Here is a 15,844-nt window from a genome sequence, read left to right on the forward strand (position 1 = left end):
TCTGGAACTGCGCCGGGAGTATCAACCCGTCAACGCCTCGCGAGCGCCAAGCCTGGCGCCTCAGCGCGCACCGGCTGTCCGTTCGGAAGCCGGGGCGATCGCCTTTTTCCGCATTGTGACAATCTGTGTGCATCGACATGCGTCGCATCGTCGCCGACGCTTGACCTTACCATCATGGGAATGTTGATACTGGAACCATTCGCGGCACGAACCGCGCCTTTGGGGAATCCGACATGACTGAACCACTTGCCTCCGCAGCGCTGCACACGATCGAACTGAGCGTCGACGGCATGCATTGCGGCGGCTGCACCGGCCGCGTGCAGCGCGCGCTGGCCGCCGTGCCGGGCGTCATCGGCGTGGCGGTCGATCTCGATGCGCATGCGGCAACCGTCACCGCGCAGGAGACGGTCGAGCCCGATCGGCTCGTGGACGCCGTCCGCGAGGCCGGCTACCGCGCAGCGGTGCGCGAAGCGGCGGTTGAAACCGTCGCGGCCGCGCATTCGGCGCACGCGCCCCTCCCCGCAACGCCGCCGACGCCGGCTGCCGCCGCGACGATCGAACTCGACATCGACGGCATGACTTGCGCATCCTGCGTGTCGCGCGTCGAAAAGGCGCTCGCGAAGGTGCCGGGCGTCACGCGCGCATCGGTCAATCTCGCGACCGAGCGTGCGACGGTCGATGCCACGGCCGGCGTGTCCGTCGCGCAATTGGCGGATGCCGTGAAGCAGGCCGGCTATGACGCAACGCCGACGGGGCCGGACATCGCCGTCCCAGCCGCTGCCACTGCCTTGCCCGCCGCACCCGCAAGCATCGAACTCGACATCGACGGCATGACCTGCGCGTCCTGCGTGTCGCGCGTCGAGAAGGCGCTCGCGAAGGTGCCGGGCGTCACGCGCGCATCGGTCAATCTCGCGACCGAGCGCGCGACGGTCGATGCGTCGGCCGACGTCTCCGCCGCGCAGCTTGCCGAAGCGGTGAAACAGGCCGGCTATGACGCGACGCCGGCTGCCGTTTCCACGCCTCCCGCCACCTCCCCGGTCGCAGACGTCGAACTCGACATCGGCGGCATGACCTGCGCGTCCTGCGCCGGCCGCGTCGAAAAAGCGCTGGCCGCCGTGCCGGGCGTCGCGCGCGCGACGGTCAATCTCGCGACCGAACGCGCGTCGGTACATGGCGCAGGCGCACTCGATCCCGCCACGTTGATCGCGGCAGTCACCACGGCCGGCTACCGTGCGTCGCTTCCCGCCGCCTCACCCACCAGCGAAACGACCGGCGCCGACTTACGACCGGCCAGCCCCGCGCAGGACCCCGACGCACGCAAGCGCCGCGACGCGATCCGCGAACGCAACCTGGTGATCGGGGCCGCCGTGCTGAGCGCGCCGCTCGTCGCGCCGATGCTGGCCGCGCCGTTCGGCATCGACCTGATGCTGCCCGGGTGGCTCCAACTCGTGCTCGCGTCGATCGTGCAGTTCGGTTTCGGCGCGCGCTTCTACCGCGCGGCCTGGCATGCGGTGAAGGCGCTCACCGGCAACATGGACCTGCTCGTCGCGCTCGGCACGTCGGCCGCGTACGGGCTGAGCCTGTGGATGCTGCTGCGCAATCCCGCGCATCCCGGCCATCTGTATTTCGAAGCGTCGGCCGTCATCGTCACGCTCGTGCGCTTCGGCAAGTGGCTCGAATCGCGCGCGAAGCGCCAGACCACCGAGGCGATCCGCGCGCTGAACGCGCTGCGCCCCGATCGCGCGCGCGTCGTCGAGCACGGCGTCGAACGCGACGTGCCGCTGTCGCAGGTGCGCGTCGGCACGCACGTCGGCATTCGGCCCGGCGAGCGCGTGCCCGTCGACGGCCGGATCGTGTCGGGCCGCTCGCACATCGACGAATCGCTGATCACCGGCGAAAGCCTGCCCGTGCCGAAGGACGACGGCGACGCCGTCACGGCCGGCTCGATCAACGGCGAAGGCGCGCTCGTCGTCGAAACCACCGCGATCGGTGCGGAAACGACGCTCGCGCGCATCATCCGCCTCGTCGAATCCGCGCAGGCCGAGAAGGCGCCGATCCAGCGGCTCGTCGATCGCGTCAGCGAGGTGTTCGTGCCGGCAATTCTCGGCATCGCCGTGCTGACGCTGGTGGGCTGGCTGATCGCCGGCGCGGGGATGGAAACCGCGATCCTCAACGCGGTCGCGGTGCTCGTGATCGCGTGCCCGTGCGCGCTCGGTCTCGCGACGCCCGCCGCGATCATGGCCGGCACGGGCGTCGCAGCCCGGCACGGCGTGCTGATCAAGGATGCGCAGGCGCTCGAGCTCGCGCAGCGCACGACCGTGATCGCGTTCGACAAGACCGGCACGCTGACCGAAGGCAAACCGTCCGTGACGGCCTTCGACGCCGTCGGCGTGCCGCGCGACGAAGCCCTCGTGCTCGCGGCGGCCGTGCAGCGCCAGAGCGATCATCCGCTCGCACGTGCGGTGGTTGCCGCGCATGACGCGGACGTGGCCGCACGGGGCGGCGCCGCCGGGTCGGTCGTCGCGACCGACGCGCGCGCCGTGGCCGGACGCGGCGTGGAAGCGCACGTCGGCGAGCAGCGGCTCGCGCTCGGCAGCACGCGCTGGCGCGACGAACTCGACATCGCGGTACCGCCGGCGCTCGACGCCCGTGCGGCGGAACTCGAGGGCGCCGGCAACACGATCTCGTGGCTAATGCGTGCCGATGCGCCGCGCGCGGTGCTCGCGCTGATCGCATTCGGCGACACCGTGAAGCCGGGCGCCCGCGACGCGATCGCGGCGTTGTCGGCGCGCGGCGTCGCGAGCGCGCTCGTGACGGGCGACAACCGCGGCAGCGCGGCGGCCGTCGCGGCGACGCTCGGCATCGGCGAAGTGCACGCGCAGGTATTGCCCGACGACAAGGCGCGCGTCGTCGCCGAGCTGAAGCGCACGCACGGCGGCGTCGTCGCGATGGTCGGCGACGGGATCAACGACGCGCCCGCGCTCGCCGCGGCGGACGTCGGCATCGCGATGGCGACGGGCACGGACGTCGCGATGCACACGGCCGGCATCACGCTGATGCGCGGCGACCCGGCGCTCGTCGCCGACGCGATCGATATCTCCAGGCGCACGTACCGCAAGATCCAGCAGAACCTGTTCTGGGCGTTCGTGTACAACCTGGTCGGCGTGCCGCTCGCGGCGCTCGGGTGGCTGAACCCGGTGATCGCGGGCGCGGCGATGGCGTTTTCCAGCGTCAGCGTCGTGACCAATGCGTTGCTGCTGCGGAGATGGAAAGGCCACGCGCGTTGATGCGGCAGACGGTGAATGCCGGACGATCGAACAGGCCGGTCGGCGCTCGGCCAGCAGGAAGGGGCGGGAAGCGTGCCGACGTTGGCCGGCTACACGGCGTGCGGAACCGGCAGCATGTCACGACGCATCGCGCGCTGGCGGATTCAGTCCGACACGACCGGTTTGATCAACGTCGTGGTGATCGGCGCGAAGCCGCACGCGCGATACAGCGCACGCGCCGCCGCGTTGTGATTGAACACCGACAATCCGATCTCGGTGACGCCGTACCGGCGTGCCTCGGCGTCGAGCGCATCCAGCGCGCGCGTGGCCCAGCCCTGGCGACGCCGGGACGGGACGATGTCGAGGTCGTAGATGAACAGTGTACGGTTCGGCCCTTCGGGGACGATCGCGTACCAGAGGTCGCCCACCGGATCGCCGCTGGCGCCGTCGATGAGCGTGACGAGGGTCTGGCCGGCGGTCAGCAAGCCGTCCGGCAGCAGCGTGTCGAAACAGGCGCGCGCACGATCGGCCGCGTCTTCGACAGTATTTTGCCCGGAGGAAACGAGATCGCCCGCGTAGCCGTCGATGGCTCGCGTGCGGTACGCGTGGAATTCGCCGGCCGTCATCGGCCGCATCTGCAGCATGGCCCGGTCGCCGTGAACGGAATCGAGCTTCCAGTGTAGCGGGACGGGCGCACCGGCGCGCGACGCGGCGGTGGGAAACGGGCAGACAGGTTGGTGCGGCGGACGCCGCGCCGAATCAGCGAATCAGCGAATCAGCGAATCAGCGAATCAGCGACGATACAGAACGATCGGCACCAGGTTCGCACGGCGCACGCGCTCGGCCTCGGCGTGACGTGCGGCGTACGAGTATTCGGCGTCGAGCGGCAGGTGCGGGGATACGAACAGGTCGTCGATTTTTTGCAGCAGGGCGAAGATGAAGCTCATGTGAGACTCCTGACAGATATGGGTAGGGTTTTCCCTTAGATGAACACCATTCTAAGGGTTTTCCCTAAACTCTGCCAGTGGGCTGCATCGGTTTGCCGCACGTGCGCGACAGTCGATCGCCGCCTCAGAACGGCGATCCTTGCCCCGTCAGGTCTCCAGGATAGGGTCGAAACGATTAACGCGTGCGACGAACCCGCTTCGCGACGGCCGCGTCACGGTTCGCGTTGCGCTGAAGCCGGTCGACTTGCGACAGGAGCGCTTCGTGGTGCTCCTCGAGCGTCATCAGCGTGGCCTGCTGCGTCGACAGATCGGCCGCGAGGCGATCGATCCGTTGCTGCTTGGCGGCCACGTCCTGCTTCAGGTGCGCGATCTGCCGCGTTTGCAGCACCAGCGCGACGAGCCCCGCCAGCACGACGACGGCCAGCGCGAGCAGCAAGCGGTTGACGCGGCGCATCTCGCGATCGGCCGAGCGCGTCAGGCCGTCCACGTCGGACTGCAGCGCGGCGAGCCGGTCGGTCAGCGGGCGCAGGTGCGTGTCCGGATCGAAGGCTGGCGCGGCCGGCTGCGTACGCTCCGATGATGGCCGGGTCACGAACGACGCGGCGGAAGCCACCGGCTGCGCAATCGGCGGCGAAGCATCCGGCTGCCGGGCCGTGTCGTGAGGCTTCGCGGAATGCGGGGCGATCGCCGGCCCGGGCGGACGTGCCGGTTGTGCCGGTTGTGCCGGCGTCTGCGGCTCGACCGGCGCGGCGGCGACGGGCGGCGGGGCCGATTCAACCGCTTCCGGCTTCGAGTCGACGCTCGTCGCAACCGGTGCGGTTTGCGTCGCCGTTGCTTCGTTGGCCCCGGCAGCCGCCCGGCGCTTGCCGCTCGACGACGCGCGGCGCTCCTTCGCGGTGTCGCCCGAAGATTTCCCTTCTCGGGATTTGACGACCGCCGCCTCGACGACAGGTTGCGCGACTTCGCCATCTGCCGCTTGCGATTCGGCCGCCTGCGCCGCGGCGCCATCGGCGGCTAGCCGCTTCGTCTCCACACTCGCGGCGCCGTCGGCCGCGAGCACATCGATCGTCGTTACCCCGCCATCGCCCACAGGCGATTCGGCTGCCTTCGTTGCAAGACCTGCTGCGGATGCGCCGTCGACGCTCGCGGCCATATCGCCTTCAGCCGTCGGAACGACTGCGATCTCCCCAGCCGTCGTCGCCGTCCCTTCGGTTTCCGCATGCGTTGCCGCATCCGCAGGCGGGATGAAACCGTCGAGCGTGGCTTGTCGCCCGTCGTCGGCACCGGCCGTCGCATCAGCTTCCACGATCGCTTCATCGCGCGGCGCAACCGGCATGCGCTCGCCCGGCTCCGGCACCGGATCGCCGAACAGGTCAAGCGTCCGTTCGTCGCGCAGCGCGTCGCCGGCCGGTGCGCCGCCGGATCGTGCCGTCGCTCTTGCGGACGTGCTGCCTGCGGCAGCGGCCGAGCGCGGGCGCGAACGGGCCGACGAGCGGGTGGAACGGGAGCGTGGCGTGGAAACGGATTCGGTCATGGAAATCGGATAGCGGGGCCCACACGCGCAGACCCGGATGTCGAACGGAATCGGTGGTCGGCCATTGTCGCACGCCCCGCCACCAATTCACGCTATTCATTCCCCGCGAGCCCGTTCCCGTCGTCGAAGCGCGTAACGCCCGGCAGCGCACGCAACTTGTCGCAGATCGCCTTGTATTCGAGTTCCGACACCCGCGCCAGCGCGATGCGCACCTCGTCCTGCTCGCCCGAGTCGTCGGCACGCTGCACGATGAACTGCTTCACGCGCGCACTGTCGGGGCCGAGCGCCGCGTGCAGCGAATCGAACGTCAGCGTGCCGCTCGCAACCGTCAACGCAAGCTGGCGCCGCTGGCGCACCGTGAAGTAACGCCGCTCCAGCGGCTTGATGCCGGCCAGGATGATCAGGATGATGATCGTCGCCGAAATCGACGCGACATAGAGCCCGCCGCCCACCGCAAGGCCGATCGCGGCGACCGACCACAGGCTCGCGGCCGTCGTCAACCCGCGCACGATCTCCCCGCGCAGCAGGATCGAGCCCGCGCCGAGGAAGCCGATGCCCGACACGACCTGCGCGGCGATCCGCGACGGATCGAGCACGACGTGGTCGCTGGTGCCGAGCACGTCGGCGAAACCGAACGCCGACACGATCATGATCAGCGCCGAGCCGACGCACACCAGCATGTGCGTGCGCAGGCCGGCCGCCCACGACAGGCGCTCGCGCTCGAAGCCGATGACGCTGCCGAGCGCCGCCGCGAGCACGAGCCGCATCACGAGTTCCAGATTGCTGAGCATCCGATTTCTCTCCTTTTTTTGGTGCCGGCCGCGCGGAATGTTTTATCCTTGGCCCCGGCCGCGCCGATTTCCGGGCCGCGCCGACACGTTTCGATCCAAGCGCTCAACCCCGCCATGTCCGTTTCCGACTCCGCTTCCGCCCAGGCCGCCCAACTGCGCCATCATTTCGCGCACGTCGTCTTGCCGATCTGGCGGGGTTCAGGGTTCGACCCGGCGTTGCACCTGCCGTTCGAGGCCGTCGATCCGGCCGCCCACGCGCCGCTGCCCGTGACGCGTTATCGCGCAATGGCGTGCGCACGGCAACTGTTCGTGTTCGCGCAGGCCGGCGACTCCGCGCACGCGGCCACGCTGTTCGACGCGCTGCGCCGGCACTTTCGCGACCCGCGTCATGGCGGGTGGATCTACAGCGTCGACGCTCAGGGCGCGCCGCTCGATACGACCAAGGATCTCTATACGCACGCGTTCGTCGTGTTCGCGTGCGCCGCATGGTATGCGGCGTCGCGCGACGCCGCCGCGCGCACGGCGGCGGAAGAAACCGCCGCGCTGATCCAGGACCGCTTCGCGCCGCGCCACGGCGACGCGTTGCTCGATGCCGCACGCCACGCCGATTTCTCGTCATCCGGCAGCGGCCCGCTGCAGAATCCGCTGATGCATCTGACCGAAGCGTGGCTCGCGGCCGCCGATGCGTTCGGCGACCCGGCGTTCGACGATGCGCTCGCGCGCACCGCGCAGGCCGTCGAGCGCACGTTCGTCGATGCGGCGACCGGCTGCGTGGCCGAGTTGCCGCTCGGGGCGGCCGACAACCGTTTCGAGCCCGGCCATCAGTTCGAGTGGTTCTATCTGGTCGATGCAGCCGGCGCGCGGCTCGCGCAGACCGGGCTTCCCGCCGCGCTGTCGCGCGCGTTCGCGTTCGCCGAGCAATACGGCGTCGATCCGCAGACGGGCGGCGTGTGCGCGGCGCTCGACGCGCAAGGCGCGTGCATCGACGGCACGCAGCGGATCTGGGCGCAGACCGAATACCTGCGCGCGCTCGCGACCCACGGCGGCACGCCGGCCTCGGCGCCGCTCGCGCGCCAGATCGAGCGGTTCGCCGCGCGCTTCCTGCATCCGCGCGGCTGGTTCGAGTGCAAGACGGCGGACGGCCAGGTGTCGCGCGCCGACATGCCGTCGACCACGCCCTACCACCTCGCGACCGCCTACGCGGCGCTGCCGGCCGGTTCGTAACCCGCGGCGAACGACGGCGCCGCGCGGCCGCCCGGTGCGGCGCCGCGTCCGTCGCCCAGCTCGAACACCGACACCGCCTGCATCAGATATGCGGTCTGGTCGTTCAGCGATGCGGCCGCGGCCGCGACTTCCTCGACCAGCGCCGCGTTTTGCTGCGTGAGCTGATCCATCTGCGTGACGGCCTGGTTCACCTGCTCGATCCCGACGCTCTGCTCGACCGACGCCGCCGTGATCTCCGCCATCGTCTGCACGACCCGCGTGATCGACGCCGACACCGTGCGCATCGCATCGCCGGCGCGCTCGACGAGCTCCGCTCCGCCGTCGATCTGCGCGACCGACTCCTCGATCAGCGCCTTGATCTCCTTCGCCGATTGCGCGCTGCGCTGCGCGAGCGAGCGCACTTCGCCCGCGACCACCGCGAAGCCGCGCCCCTGTTCGCCGGCCCGCGCGGCCTCGACCGCCGCGTTCAGCGCGAGGATGTTGGTCTGGAACGCGATGCCGTCGATCACCGAGATGATTTCCGCGATCCGCCCCGAGCTCTGCGCGATGCCGCGCATCCGGTCGATCACGCTGTCGACCACGCCGCCGCCGTGGCTCGTCGCTTCGAGCGCCGCGTCGGCCAGCGCGCTCGCCGCACGGGCGCTGTCGGTGTTCTGCCGGACGGTCGCGGTCAGTTCCTCCATGCTCGCGGCGGTTTCCTCGAGCGATGCGGCCTGCGTGCCCGTGCGCGCCGACAGGTCGGCGTTGCCGCCCGCGATCTCGCCCGCGCCGAGGTGGATCGCATCGGACGCGTGGCGCACCGTGCGCACGGTGTCCGCGATGCTCGTCTGCATCGTGGCGAGGCCGCGCAGCATCCGGTCGATCTCGAACACGCCGCCCGCCTGCACGGCTTCGTCGAGACGGCCCTGCGCGATCCGCTCGAAATGACGGCCGGCCTGCTCCAGCGGCGCGACGACCGCACGCCGCGCGGCCGCGTAGATCGCGGCGCTCGCCGCAAGCATCGCCACCAGCAGCACGATGCCGACCGACTTGAACCACAGCATGCCGCCGTCGATGGTGTCGAGCGCCGCGCGGCTCGAGGTGCCGCCATAGTCGGTGAAGCGATGCAGTTCGGCGATGTACGCGTCCTGGAAGCCCTGGGTCGGCTGGTCGAGGAACGCCTGGATGTTGTCGGCGTCGAGGAACTGCACGAGCTCGCCCAGCGCGCCGCGCAACGCGCGATAGCGTTCGGCAAGCGCCGCGACGCGTGCGCGGTTAATGTCGTCGACCGGCTGCGCGGCCGTCAGCACGGCGAATGCCTTGTCCGCTTCCGCGAGCGACGCGCCCGCGTGGCGGATGATGTCTTCGGGCTTCGGGCCGCCGCGCACCATCCGCGTGCCGGCACGCGACAGGTTGATGCGTGCGTCGAGCAGTTGCTCGGTCGCCCGGCTGGCCGCGTCGACCTGCGCGATCGCGACATTCGACAGATCGTCGACGCCGCTGCGCGTCGACGCGAGCGTCCAGAAGCCGAGCGCTTCGATCGCGAACAGGAAGAGACAGAACACGGCCAACACGCCGAGCAGACCCGACGCGAGCTTGATTTTTCCGAACATGGAGAAGTTCCTGGAGAGCGGACGATGAGGCAATGCCCCGGCATTAGCGGCATTTCTTCGTCGGACTTTAGGCCGATTGCCGGCTGCGCAGGTCGATCGTGCGCTTCGCGCGCGCATTCGCGTCGAATCGCCCCCAAACGCGGAGATTTTGGGTATTCGGCGCAATAATCGCGTCGCATCGCACCGGAATTTGCCCGAAACGCGAACGAATTTCCTTGCTTATCGGCAGCCCCCTTCCTAGAGTTCAGCGCAAGCGGGCACTCATTAAGGAAGTTCGATGACCGACATCACGGACCACGCGCGCGGCGCATTGCGCGCGCAACCGTTCAGCATGCTGCTGGGCACGGAGCTGATGCATATCGGCGACAACGAAGTGTCGCTGTGTCTGCCCGTGCGCGAGGAACTGCGGCAACAGCACGGCTTCGTGCACGGCGGCGTCATCAGCTATCTCGCGGACAACGCGCTGACGTTCGCCGGCGCGCTCGTGCTCGGCCCGCGCGTGATCACCGCCGAATACAAGATCAACTACCTGCGGCCGGCCGTGAACGGCACGCTCGTCGCCCGCGCGAAGCTCGTCTACGCGGGCCGGCACCAGGCGACCTGTCAGTGTCACGTGTTCGTCATCGACGGCGATCACGAGCGGCTCGTCGCGATCGCGCAAGGCACGATCAATCGCGTCGGCGACGGAAAGGTGCCGGACAGGCCGGAGGAAACGGCGTGAGACGACGCCCGTCGCGAGGTCAATGAAAGAACGCCGAACACGCAGCGCGTGTCGCGCTAGCGCTTCATCGCGGCGAGATAGACCGCATCGCGCTCGCGACGCCCCACCGCGACTACCAGTACGACGACTTCCGCATCGCGCACTTCGTACACGAGGCGATAACCGATACTGCGCAGCTTGATCTTGTAGCGGTCCGGATGACCGTGCAGCTTCGCCGAAGGAATGCGAGGGTTCTCGAGCCGTTCGACGAGTCTGGCCTTGAACTGATCGCGAATGGTGCGATCGAGCTTCCTCCACTCCTTCAACGCAGGTTCGAGAAAGGCGAGCTCAAAGGTCATTCAACTTGACCTTGACGGCTTTCTCCTTGGCGCGCGAGTCGGCCAGCACGTTGTCTTCGATATCTTCGAGACGTTCGACCATCGCCTCCCATGTCTTCGCCGGAATGCAATAGAACGCGGGTTCGTTGTGATTCAGGATCGCGACCGGGAACCCCTCTCCCGCCGCCACGGTTCCCATCGGGTTCCGCTTCAGCTCCGAGACGCTCGCCGTCACGCTAGCCAGGATGGTATGGGGCATGCCTGCTCCTTTTTCGATCGAATTTACATTGTACTTTATTTGACACTATATTTAGTGCGATTTCTGGTGCCAAACAGGCGGTACCGAATTCGCTCTCGACCCGTGAAGTTCGATATCCCTACTCGGCCCCGCCGCCCGCCAGCGGCATAAACCGCGGCGCCACCCGCGCCCGGACGTTCCCGTACTCGTCCGTCCGATAAATCCCGCGCGCCGTGTTGTGCGGATGCACGGCCGCGTCGGCCACGCTCAGCACCGGCGCGAAACACGCGTCGGTGCCTTCGAGCAGCGCGCGCCAGTGCGCGGACGGCTGCCCGGCGAACGCCTGCGCGAAACGCGCCTTCAGCGCGGGCCAGCGCGCCCGGTCGTACTGCGACGCGGGATCGACGTCGGTCAGCCCGAGCCGTTCGACCAGCAGCGCATAGAACGGCGGCTCGAGGGCGCCAATCGTCACGCATTCGCCGTCCGCGCAGCGATACACGTCGTAGAACGGCGCGTCGTGGAACAGGCTCGGCTGCGCGCCGTCGAGCTGCCCGTTCGCGCGTGCCCACAATGCGAGCGACCCGAGCATCGACACGATATCGACGATCGCGCCGTCGACCACGCGCCCCGGCCCGCCGCCGCGCACGTCGAGCAACGCACAGACGATCCCGAACGCGAGCCCGAGCGCGCCGCCCGCATCGCCGACGACGGTCGGCGGCACGCCCGGCCGGCCGTCGCGCGGCGCGGACAGCGACAGCAGCCCGGTCAGCGCGACGTAATTCAGGTCGTGCCCGGCCGCGGCCGCGAGCGGGCCGCGCTGGCCCCAGCCCGTCATGCGTCCGTAGACGAGTTTCGGATTGCGGCGCGCGCAAGCGTCGGGCCCGAGGCCGAGCCGCTCCATCACACCGGGCCGCAGCCCCTCGATCAGCGCATCGGCCTGCGCGACCAGATCGAGCGCGGCGTCGCGCCCGGCCGGCGCCTTCAGGTCGAGTTCGACGATCGTCTTGCCTTCGCGCAGCAGGTCGCCATCGCGGGCCCGCAGTGCGTCCGGCGCGCTCGTGCGGCCGGACGGTCGTGCGACCAGCGTGATGCGTGCACCCATACCGGCGAGCATCCAGCCCGCGAGCGGGCCGGGGCCGAGCCCCTCGAACTCGACGATGTGGATGCCGGAAAGCGGGGCATCAAGCGACATGCGATTCTCCTCTCGACGGACGCGGGCCCATGATTCGCGGTCGACCTGCGCGAGCGCGTCGGTCCGATGCCCTGTTCATCGAATTGCCTCCTCCACGCACCCAGCCAACAAAAAATCCCTGCGCAGCGGATTCGCTTCGCAGGGATCGCTTCAAGGTTCTGTTGCGCCACGCCGCACGCACGAACCGCCAGGCATCAGAACGCGTCGCCCGGCACGCGCACCCAGCCTTCCATCAGCACGCGCGCGCTGCGGCTCATGATCGCCTTCGTGACGGTCCACTCGCCGTTCTCGCGCCGCGCTTCCGCACCGACGCGCAACGTACCCGACGGATGCCCGAAGCGGACCGCGTTGCGTTCGCCGCCGCCCGCCGCGAGATTGACGAGCGTGCCGGGAATCGCCGCAGCCGTGCCGATCGCGACCGCCGCGGTGCCCATCATCGCGTGATGCAGCTTGCCCATCGACATCGCGCGTACCAGCAGGTCGACGTCGCCCGCATTCACGCGCTTGCCGCTCGATGCGACGTAATCGGCCGGCTTCGCGACGAACGCGATCTTCGGCGTGTGCTGCCGCGTCGCGATTTCGTCGAGCGTGTCGATCAAACCCATCCGCAACGCGCCGTGCGCGCGGATCGTCTCGAACTTCTCGAGCGCCTTCGCGTCGCCGTTGATCGCGTCCTGCAGCTCGGTGCCCGTATAGCCGATCGCCTCGGCCTCGACGAAGATCGTCGGGATGCCCGCGTTGATCATCGTCGCCTTCAGCGTGCCGACGCCCGGCACGGCCAGATCGTCGACGAGGTTGCCGGTCGGGAACATCGAGCCGCCCGCGCCTTCTTCCTCGGCGGCCGGATCCATGAATTCGAGCTGCACCTCGGCGGCCGGGAACGTGACGCCGTCCAGCTCGAAGTCGCCCGTCTCCTGCACCGCGCCGTTCACGATCGGCACGTGAGCGACGATCGTCTTGCCGATGTTCGCCTGCCAGATCCGCACGGTCGCGACGCCGTCGCGCGGCACGCGCGCCGGATCCACGAGGCCGCCGGCGATCGCGAACGGGCCGACGGCCGCCGACAGGTTGCCGCAGTTGCCGGTCCAGTCGACGAACGCGCGATCGATCGCGACCTGCCCGAACAGGTAGTCGACGTCGTGGCCCGGCCGCGTGCTCTTCGACACGATCACCGTCTTGCTGGTGGACGACGTCGCGCCGCCCATCCCGTCGATCTGCTTGCCGTACGGATCGGGGCTGCCGATCACGCGCAACAGCAGCGCGTCGCGCGCGGCGCCGGGCGCCTGCGCGGCATCCGGCAGATCCTGCAGTCGGAAGAACACGCCCTTGCTGGTGCCGCCGCGCATGTAGGTGGCGGGAATCCTGATTTGAGGAATATGAGCCATGTCTGTGTTCCCAATGTGCGCCGTTCAGGCGGCCTGCGACGATTCGAGGAAGTCCTGCGCGAAACGCTGCAGCACGCCGCCGGCCTCGTAGATCGACACTTCCTCGGCCGTATCGAGCCGGCACGTCATCGGCACCTCGACGCGCTCGCCGTTGCTGCGGTGAATCACGAGCGTCAGGTCGGCGCGCGGCGTGCGCTCGCCGATCACGTCGAAGGTCTCGGTGCCGTCGATACCGAGCGTCGTCCGGTTGGTGCCCGGCTTGAACTCGAGCGGCAGCACGCCCATCCCGATCAGGTTGGTGCGGTGGATCCGCTCGAAGCCTTCGGCGGCGATCGCCTCGACGCCCGCGAGCCGCACGCCCTTCGCGGCCCAGTCGCGCGACGAGCCCTGGCCGTAGTCGGCGCCGGCGATCACGATCAGCGGCTGCTTGCGATTCATGTACGTCTCGATCGCTTCCCACATCCGCATGACCTTGCCTTCCGGCTCGACGCGCGCGAGCGAGCCCTTCTTCACCGCGCCGTCGACGACCGCCATCTCGTTGATCAGCGTCGGGTTCGCGAAGGTCGCGCGCTGCGCGGTCAGGTGGTCTCCCCGGTGCGTCGCGTACGAGTTGAAGTCCTCTTCCGGCAGGCCCATCTTCGCGAGGTACTCGCCGGCCGCGCTGTTCGGCAGAATCGCGTTCGACGGCGACAGGTGGTCGGTCGTGATGTTGTCGCCGAGCACCGCGAGCGGGCGCATGCCCTTCAACGTGCGCTCGCCGGCCAGCGCCCCTTCCCAGTACGGCGGGCGGCGGATGTAGGTGCTCTGCGCGCGCCAGTCGTACAGCGGCGCCGCGCGCTCGCCGGCGTCGGCGCTGCGCGCGAACATCGGCTCGTAGACCTTGCGGAACTGCTCGGGCTTCACGCTCGACGCGACGATCGCATCGATCTCCTCGTCGGTCGGCCAGATGTCCTTCAGCGTGACGGGCTGGCCGTCGGGGCCGTGGCCGAGCACGTCCCGCTCGATGTCGAAGCGGATCGTGCCGGCGATCGCATACGCGACCACGAGCGGCGGCGACGCGAGGAACGCCTGCTTCGCATACGGGTGAATGCGGCCGTCGAAATTGCGGTTGCCGGACAGCACGGCCGTCGCGTACAGGTCGCGATCGACGATCTCCTGCTGGATCTTCGGGTCGAGCGCGCCCGACATTCCGTTGCAGGTCGTGCACGCGAACGCGACGATGCCGAAGCCGAGCTTCTCGAGCTCCGGCAGCAGGTTCGCTTCTTCGAGATACAGCTGAACCGCCTTCGAGCCGGGCGCGAGCGAGCTCTTCACCCACGGCTTGCGCGTGAGGCCCTTCGCATTCGCGTTGCGTGCGAGCAGGCCCGCGGCGATCACGTTGCGCGGGTTGCTGGTGTTCGTGCAGCTCGTGATCGCGGCGATGATCACCGCGCCGTCGGGCATCTGGCCCGGCTTGTCTTCCCACTGGCCGGCGATGCCGCGCGCGGCGAGATCGGACGTCGGCAGCCGCTTGTGCGGGTTCGACGGGCCGGCCATGTTGCGCACGACGCTCGACAGGTCGAACGTCAGCGTGCGCTCGTATTGCGCGTCGGCCAGCGTGTCGGCCCACAGGCCGGCAGCCTTCGCGTACGTCTCGACGAGCTTCACCTGCTCGTCGCTACGGCCGGTGAGGCGCAGGTAGTCGATCGTCTGGCCGTCGATGAAGAACATCGCGGCCGTCGCGCCGTATTCGGGCGCCATGTTCGAGATCGTCGCGCGATCGCCGAGCGTCAGGCTCGCCGCGCCTTCGCCGCGGAACTCCAGGTACGCGCCGACCACCTTTTCCTTGCGCAGGAACTCGGTCAGCGCGAGCACCACGTCGGTCGCGGTGATGCCGGGCTGGCGCTTGCCGGTCAACTCGACGCCGACGATGTCGGGCAGCCGCATCCACGACGCGCGGCCGAGCATCACGTTCTCGGCTTCGAGGCCGCCGACGCCGATCGCGATCACGCCGAGTGCGTCCACGTGCGGCGTGTGGCTGTCGGTGCCGACGCAGGTATCCGGGAACGCGACGCCATCCTGCGCCTGGATCACCGGCGACATCTTCTCGAGATTGATCTGGTGCATGATGCCGTTGCCCGGCGGGATCACGTCGACGTTCTCGAACGCCCTCTTCGTCCACTCGATGAAGTGGAAGCGATCCTCGTTGCGGCGATCCTCGATCGCGCGGTTCTTCGCGAACGCGTCCGGATCGAAGCCGCCGCATTCGACGGCGAGCGAGTGGTCGACGATCAGTTGCACCGGCACGACCGGGTTCACCTTCGCCGGGTCGCCGCCGCCGTCCGCGATCGCGTCGCGCAGGCCGGCGAGATCGACGAGCGCCGTCTGCCCGAGGATGTCGTGGCACACCACGCGCGCCGGGAACCACGGGAAATCGCGTTCGCGCTTGCGCTCGACGATCTGCTTCAGCGACTCGGCGAGGATCGCCGGATCGCAGCGGCGCACGAGGTTTTCGGCGAGCACGCGCGACGTGTACGGCAGCGTGTCGTAGGCGCCGGGCGCGATCGCGTCGACCGCGGCACGCGCGTCGAAATAGTCCAGCGACGTGCCGGGCAGGGGTTTGCGGTTGGCGGTATTCATGATGTGGGGCGGGAATTC

13 protein-coding genes are annotated in these 15,844 nt (G+C 69.1%); 3 read left to right on the forward strand and 10 right to left on the reverse strand.

The genetic code is table 11. From position 1 onward, the window contains the following. Positions 1–233 precede the first annotated feature (233 nt). A complete protein-coding gene (locus tag WT97_RS15155) occupies positions 234–3,287 on the forward strand; it encodes a heavy metal translocating P-type ATPase (protein ID WP_082751391.1) in 3,054 nt (1,017 codons plus the stop codon). Between the two features lie 143 nt (positions 3,288–3,430). On the opposite strand, the gene WT97_RS15160 is transcribed toward WT97_RS15155, so the two are convergent. The 4 genes from WT97_RS15160 to WT97_RS15170 form a co-directional block, all read right to left on the reverse strand. After that, complete coding sequence (locus WT97_RS15160; protein ID WP_060032950.1) at positions 3,431–3,910, reverse strand: GNAT family N-acetyltransferase; 480 nt, start codon at positions 3,908–3,910, stop codon at positions 3,431–3,433. Between the two features lie 147 nt (positions 3,911–4,057). Further along, positions 4,058–4,213, reverse strand: coding sequence for a hypothetical protein (locus tag WT97_RS34570; protein ID WP_011548928.1), 156 nt, complete (start codon positions 4,211–4,213; stop codon positions 4,058–4,060). Between the two features lie 175 nt (positions 4,214–4,388). Then, the gene (locus WT97_RS15165) at positions 4,389–5,747 is read right to left on the reverse strand and encodes a hypothetical protein (RefSeq protein WP_060353716.1); all 1,359 of its coding nucleotides are present in this window, start codon (positions 5,745–5,747) and stop codon (positions 4,389–4,391) included. Between the two features lie 92 nt (positions 5,748–5,839). Continuing rightward, a complete protein-coding gene (locus WT97_RS15170) occupies positions 5,840–6,538 on the reverse strand; it encodes an MgtC/SapB family protein (RefSeq protein ID WP_060032944.1) in 699 nt (232 codons plus the stop codon). 114 nt (positions 6,539–6,652) lie between these two features. On the opposite strand from WT97_RS15170, the gene WT97_RS15175 reads away from it, so the two are divergent. Further along, positions 6,653–7,762: an AGE family epimerase/isomerase gene (locus WT97_RS15175; RefSeq protein WP_059499488.1), complete on the forward strand. Its 1,110-nt coding sequence runs from the start codon at positions 6,653–6,655 to the stop codon at positions 7,760–7,762. On the opposite strand, the gene WT97_RS15180 is transcribed toward WT97_RS15175, so the two are convergent. Then, entirely contained in the window at positions 7,735–9,354 is a 1,620-nt protein-coding gene (locus tag WT97_RS15180) for a methyl-accepting chemotaxis protein (protein ID WP_060353717.1), read from the reverse strand. The two genes, WT97_RS15175 and WT97_RS15180, sit on opposite strands and share 28 nt — an antisense overlap. Positions 9,355–9,631: 277 nt before the next feature. Between WT97_RS15180 and WT97_RS15185 the strand changes: the two genes are divergently transcribed. Beyond that, on the forward strand, positions 9,632–10,075 hold the full coding sequence (locus WT97_RS15185; RefSeq protein ID WP_059499490.1) for a PaaI family thioesterase: 444 nt from the start codon (positions 9,632–9,634) through the stop codon (positions 10,073–10,075). 56 nt (positions 10,076–10,131) lie between these two features. On the opposite strand, the gene WT97_RS15190 is transcribed toward WT97_RS15185, so the two are convergent. The 5 genes from WT97_RS15190 to acnD form a co-directional block, all read right to left on the reverse strand. Beyond that, entirely contained in the window at positions 10,132–10,413 is a 282-nt protein-coding gene (locus WT97_RS15190) for a type II toxin-antitoxin system RelE/ParE family toxin (protein ID WP_059780124.1), read from the reverse strand. Continuing rightward, positions 10,403–10,651, reverse strand: a complete 249-nt coding sequence (locus WT97_RS15195) for a type II toxin-antitoxin system Phd/YefM family antitoxin (RefSeq protein WP_034205945.1) — start codon at positions 10,649–10,651, stop codon at positions 10,403–10,405. The genes WT97_RS15190 and WT97_RS15195 overlap by 11 nt, the downstream gene beginning before the upstream one ends. A gap of 118 nt (positions 10,652–10,769) precedes the next feature. After that, positions 10,770–11,822, reverse strand: a complete 1,053-nt coding sequence (locus WT97_RS15200) for a CaiB/BaiF CoA-transferase family protein (RefSeq protein WP_060032938.1) — start codon at positions 11,820–11,822, stop codon at positions 10,770–10,772. Positions 11,823–12,016: 194 nt separating this feature from the next. After that, a complete protein-coding gene (prpF, locus tag WT97_RS15205; RefSeq protein ID WP_060032935.1) occupies positions 12,017–13,207 on the reverse strand; it encodes a 2-methylaconitate cis-trans isomerase PrpF in 1,191 nt (396 codons plus the stop codon). Positions 13,208–13,231: 24 nt separating this feature from the next. Further along, entirely contained in the window at positions 13,232–15,826 is a 2,595-nt protein-coding gene (gene acnD, locus WT97_RS15210; RefSeq protein WP_060353718.1) for a Fe/S-dependent 2-methylisocitrate dehydratase AcnD, read from the reverse strand. Positions 15,827–15,844: the final 18 nt, after the last annotated feature.

It is taken from the genome of Burkholderia sp. MSMB1459WGS (genome assembly GCF_001534535.1).
GTDB lineage: Bacteria > Pseudomonadota > Gammaproteobacteria > Burkholderiales > Burkholderiaceae > Burkholderia.

Excerpts from the sequence above, each read along its gene's own strand:
- WT97_RS15155 (WP_082751391.1), top strand. The coding sequence starts at position 234 with ATGACTGAACCACTTGCCTCCGCAGCGCTGCACACGATCGAACTGAGC.
- WT97_RS15160 (WP_060032950.1), bottom strand. The coding sequence starts at position 3,910 with ATGCTGCAGATGCGGCCGATGACGGCCGGCGAATTCCACGCGTACCGC.
- WT97_RS34570 (WP_011548928.1), bottom strand. The coding sequence starts at position 4,213 with ATGAGCTTCATCTTCGCCCTGCTGCAAAAAATCGACGACCTGTTCGTA.
- WT97_RS15165 (WP_060353716.1), bottom strand. The coding sequence starts at position 5,747 with ATGACCGAATCCGTTTCCACGCCACGCTCCCGTTCCACCCGCTCGTCG.
- WT97_RS15170 (WP_060032944.1), bottom strand. The coding sequence starts at position 6,538 with ATGCTCAGCAATCTGGAACTCGTGATGCGGCTCGTGCTCGCGGCGGCG.
- WT97_RS15175 (WP_059499488.1), top strand. The coding sequence starts at position 6,653 with ATGTCCGTTTCCGACTCCGCTTCCGCCCAGGCCGCCCAACTGCGCCAT.
- WT97_RS15180 (WP_060353717.1), bottom strand. The coding sequence starts at position 9,354 with ATGTTCGGAAAAATCAAGCTCGCGTCGGGTCTGCTCGGCGTGTTGGCC.
- WT97_RS15185 (WP_059499490.1), top strand. The coding sequence starts at position 9,632 with ATGACCGACATCACGGACCACGCGCGCGGCGCATTGCGCGCGCAACCG.
- WT97_RS15190 (WP_059780124.1), bottom strand. The coding sequence starts at position 10,413 with ATGACCTTTGAGCTCGCCTTTCTCGAACCTGCGTTGAAGGAGTGGAGG.
- WT97_RS15195 (WP_034205945.1), bottom strand. The coding sequence starts at position 10,651 with ATGCCCCATACCATCCTGGCTAGCGTGACGGCGAGCGTCTCGGAGCTG.
- WT97_RS15200 (WP_060032938.1), bottom strand. The coding sequence starts at position 11,822 with ATGTCGCTTGATGCCCCGCTTTCCGGCATCCACATCGTCGAGTTCGAG.
- prpF (WP_060032935.1), bottom strand. The coding sequence starts at position 13,207 with ATGGCTCATATTCCTCAAATCAGGATTCCCGCCACCTACATGCGCGGC.
- acnD (WP_060353718.1), bottom strand. The coding sequence starts at position 15,826 with ATGAATACCGCCAACCGCAAACCCCTGCCCGGCACGTCGCTGGACTAT.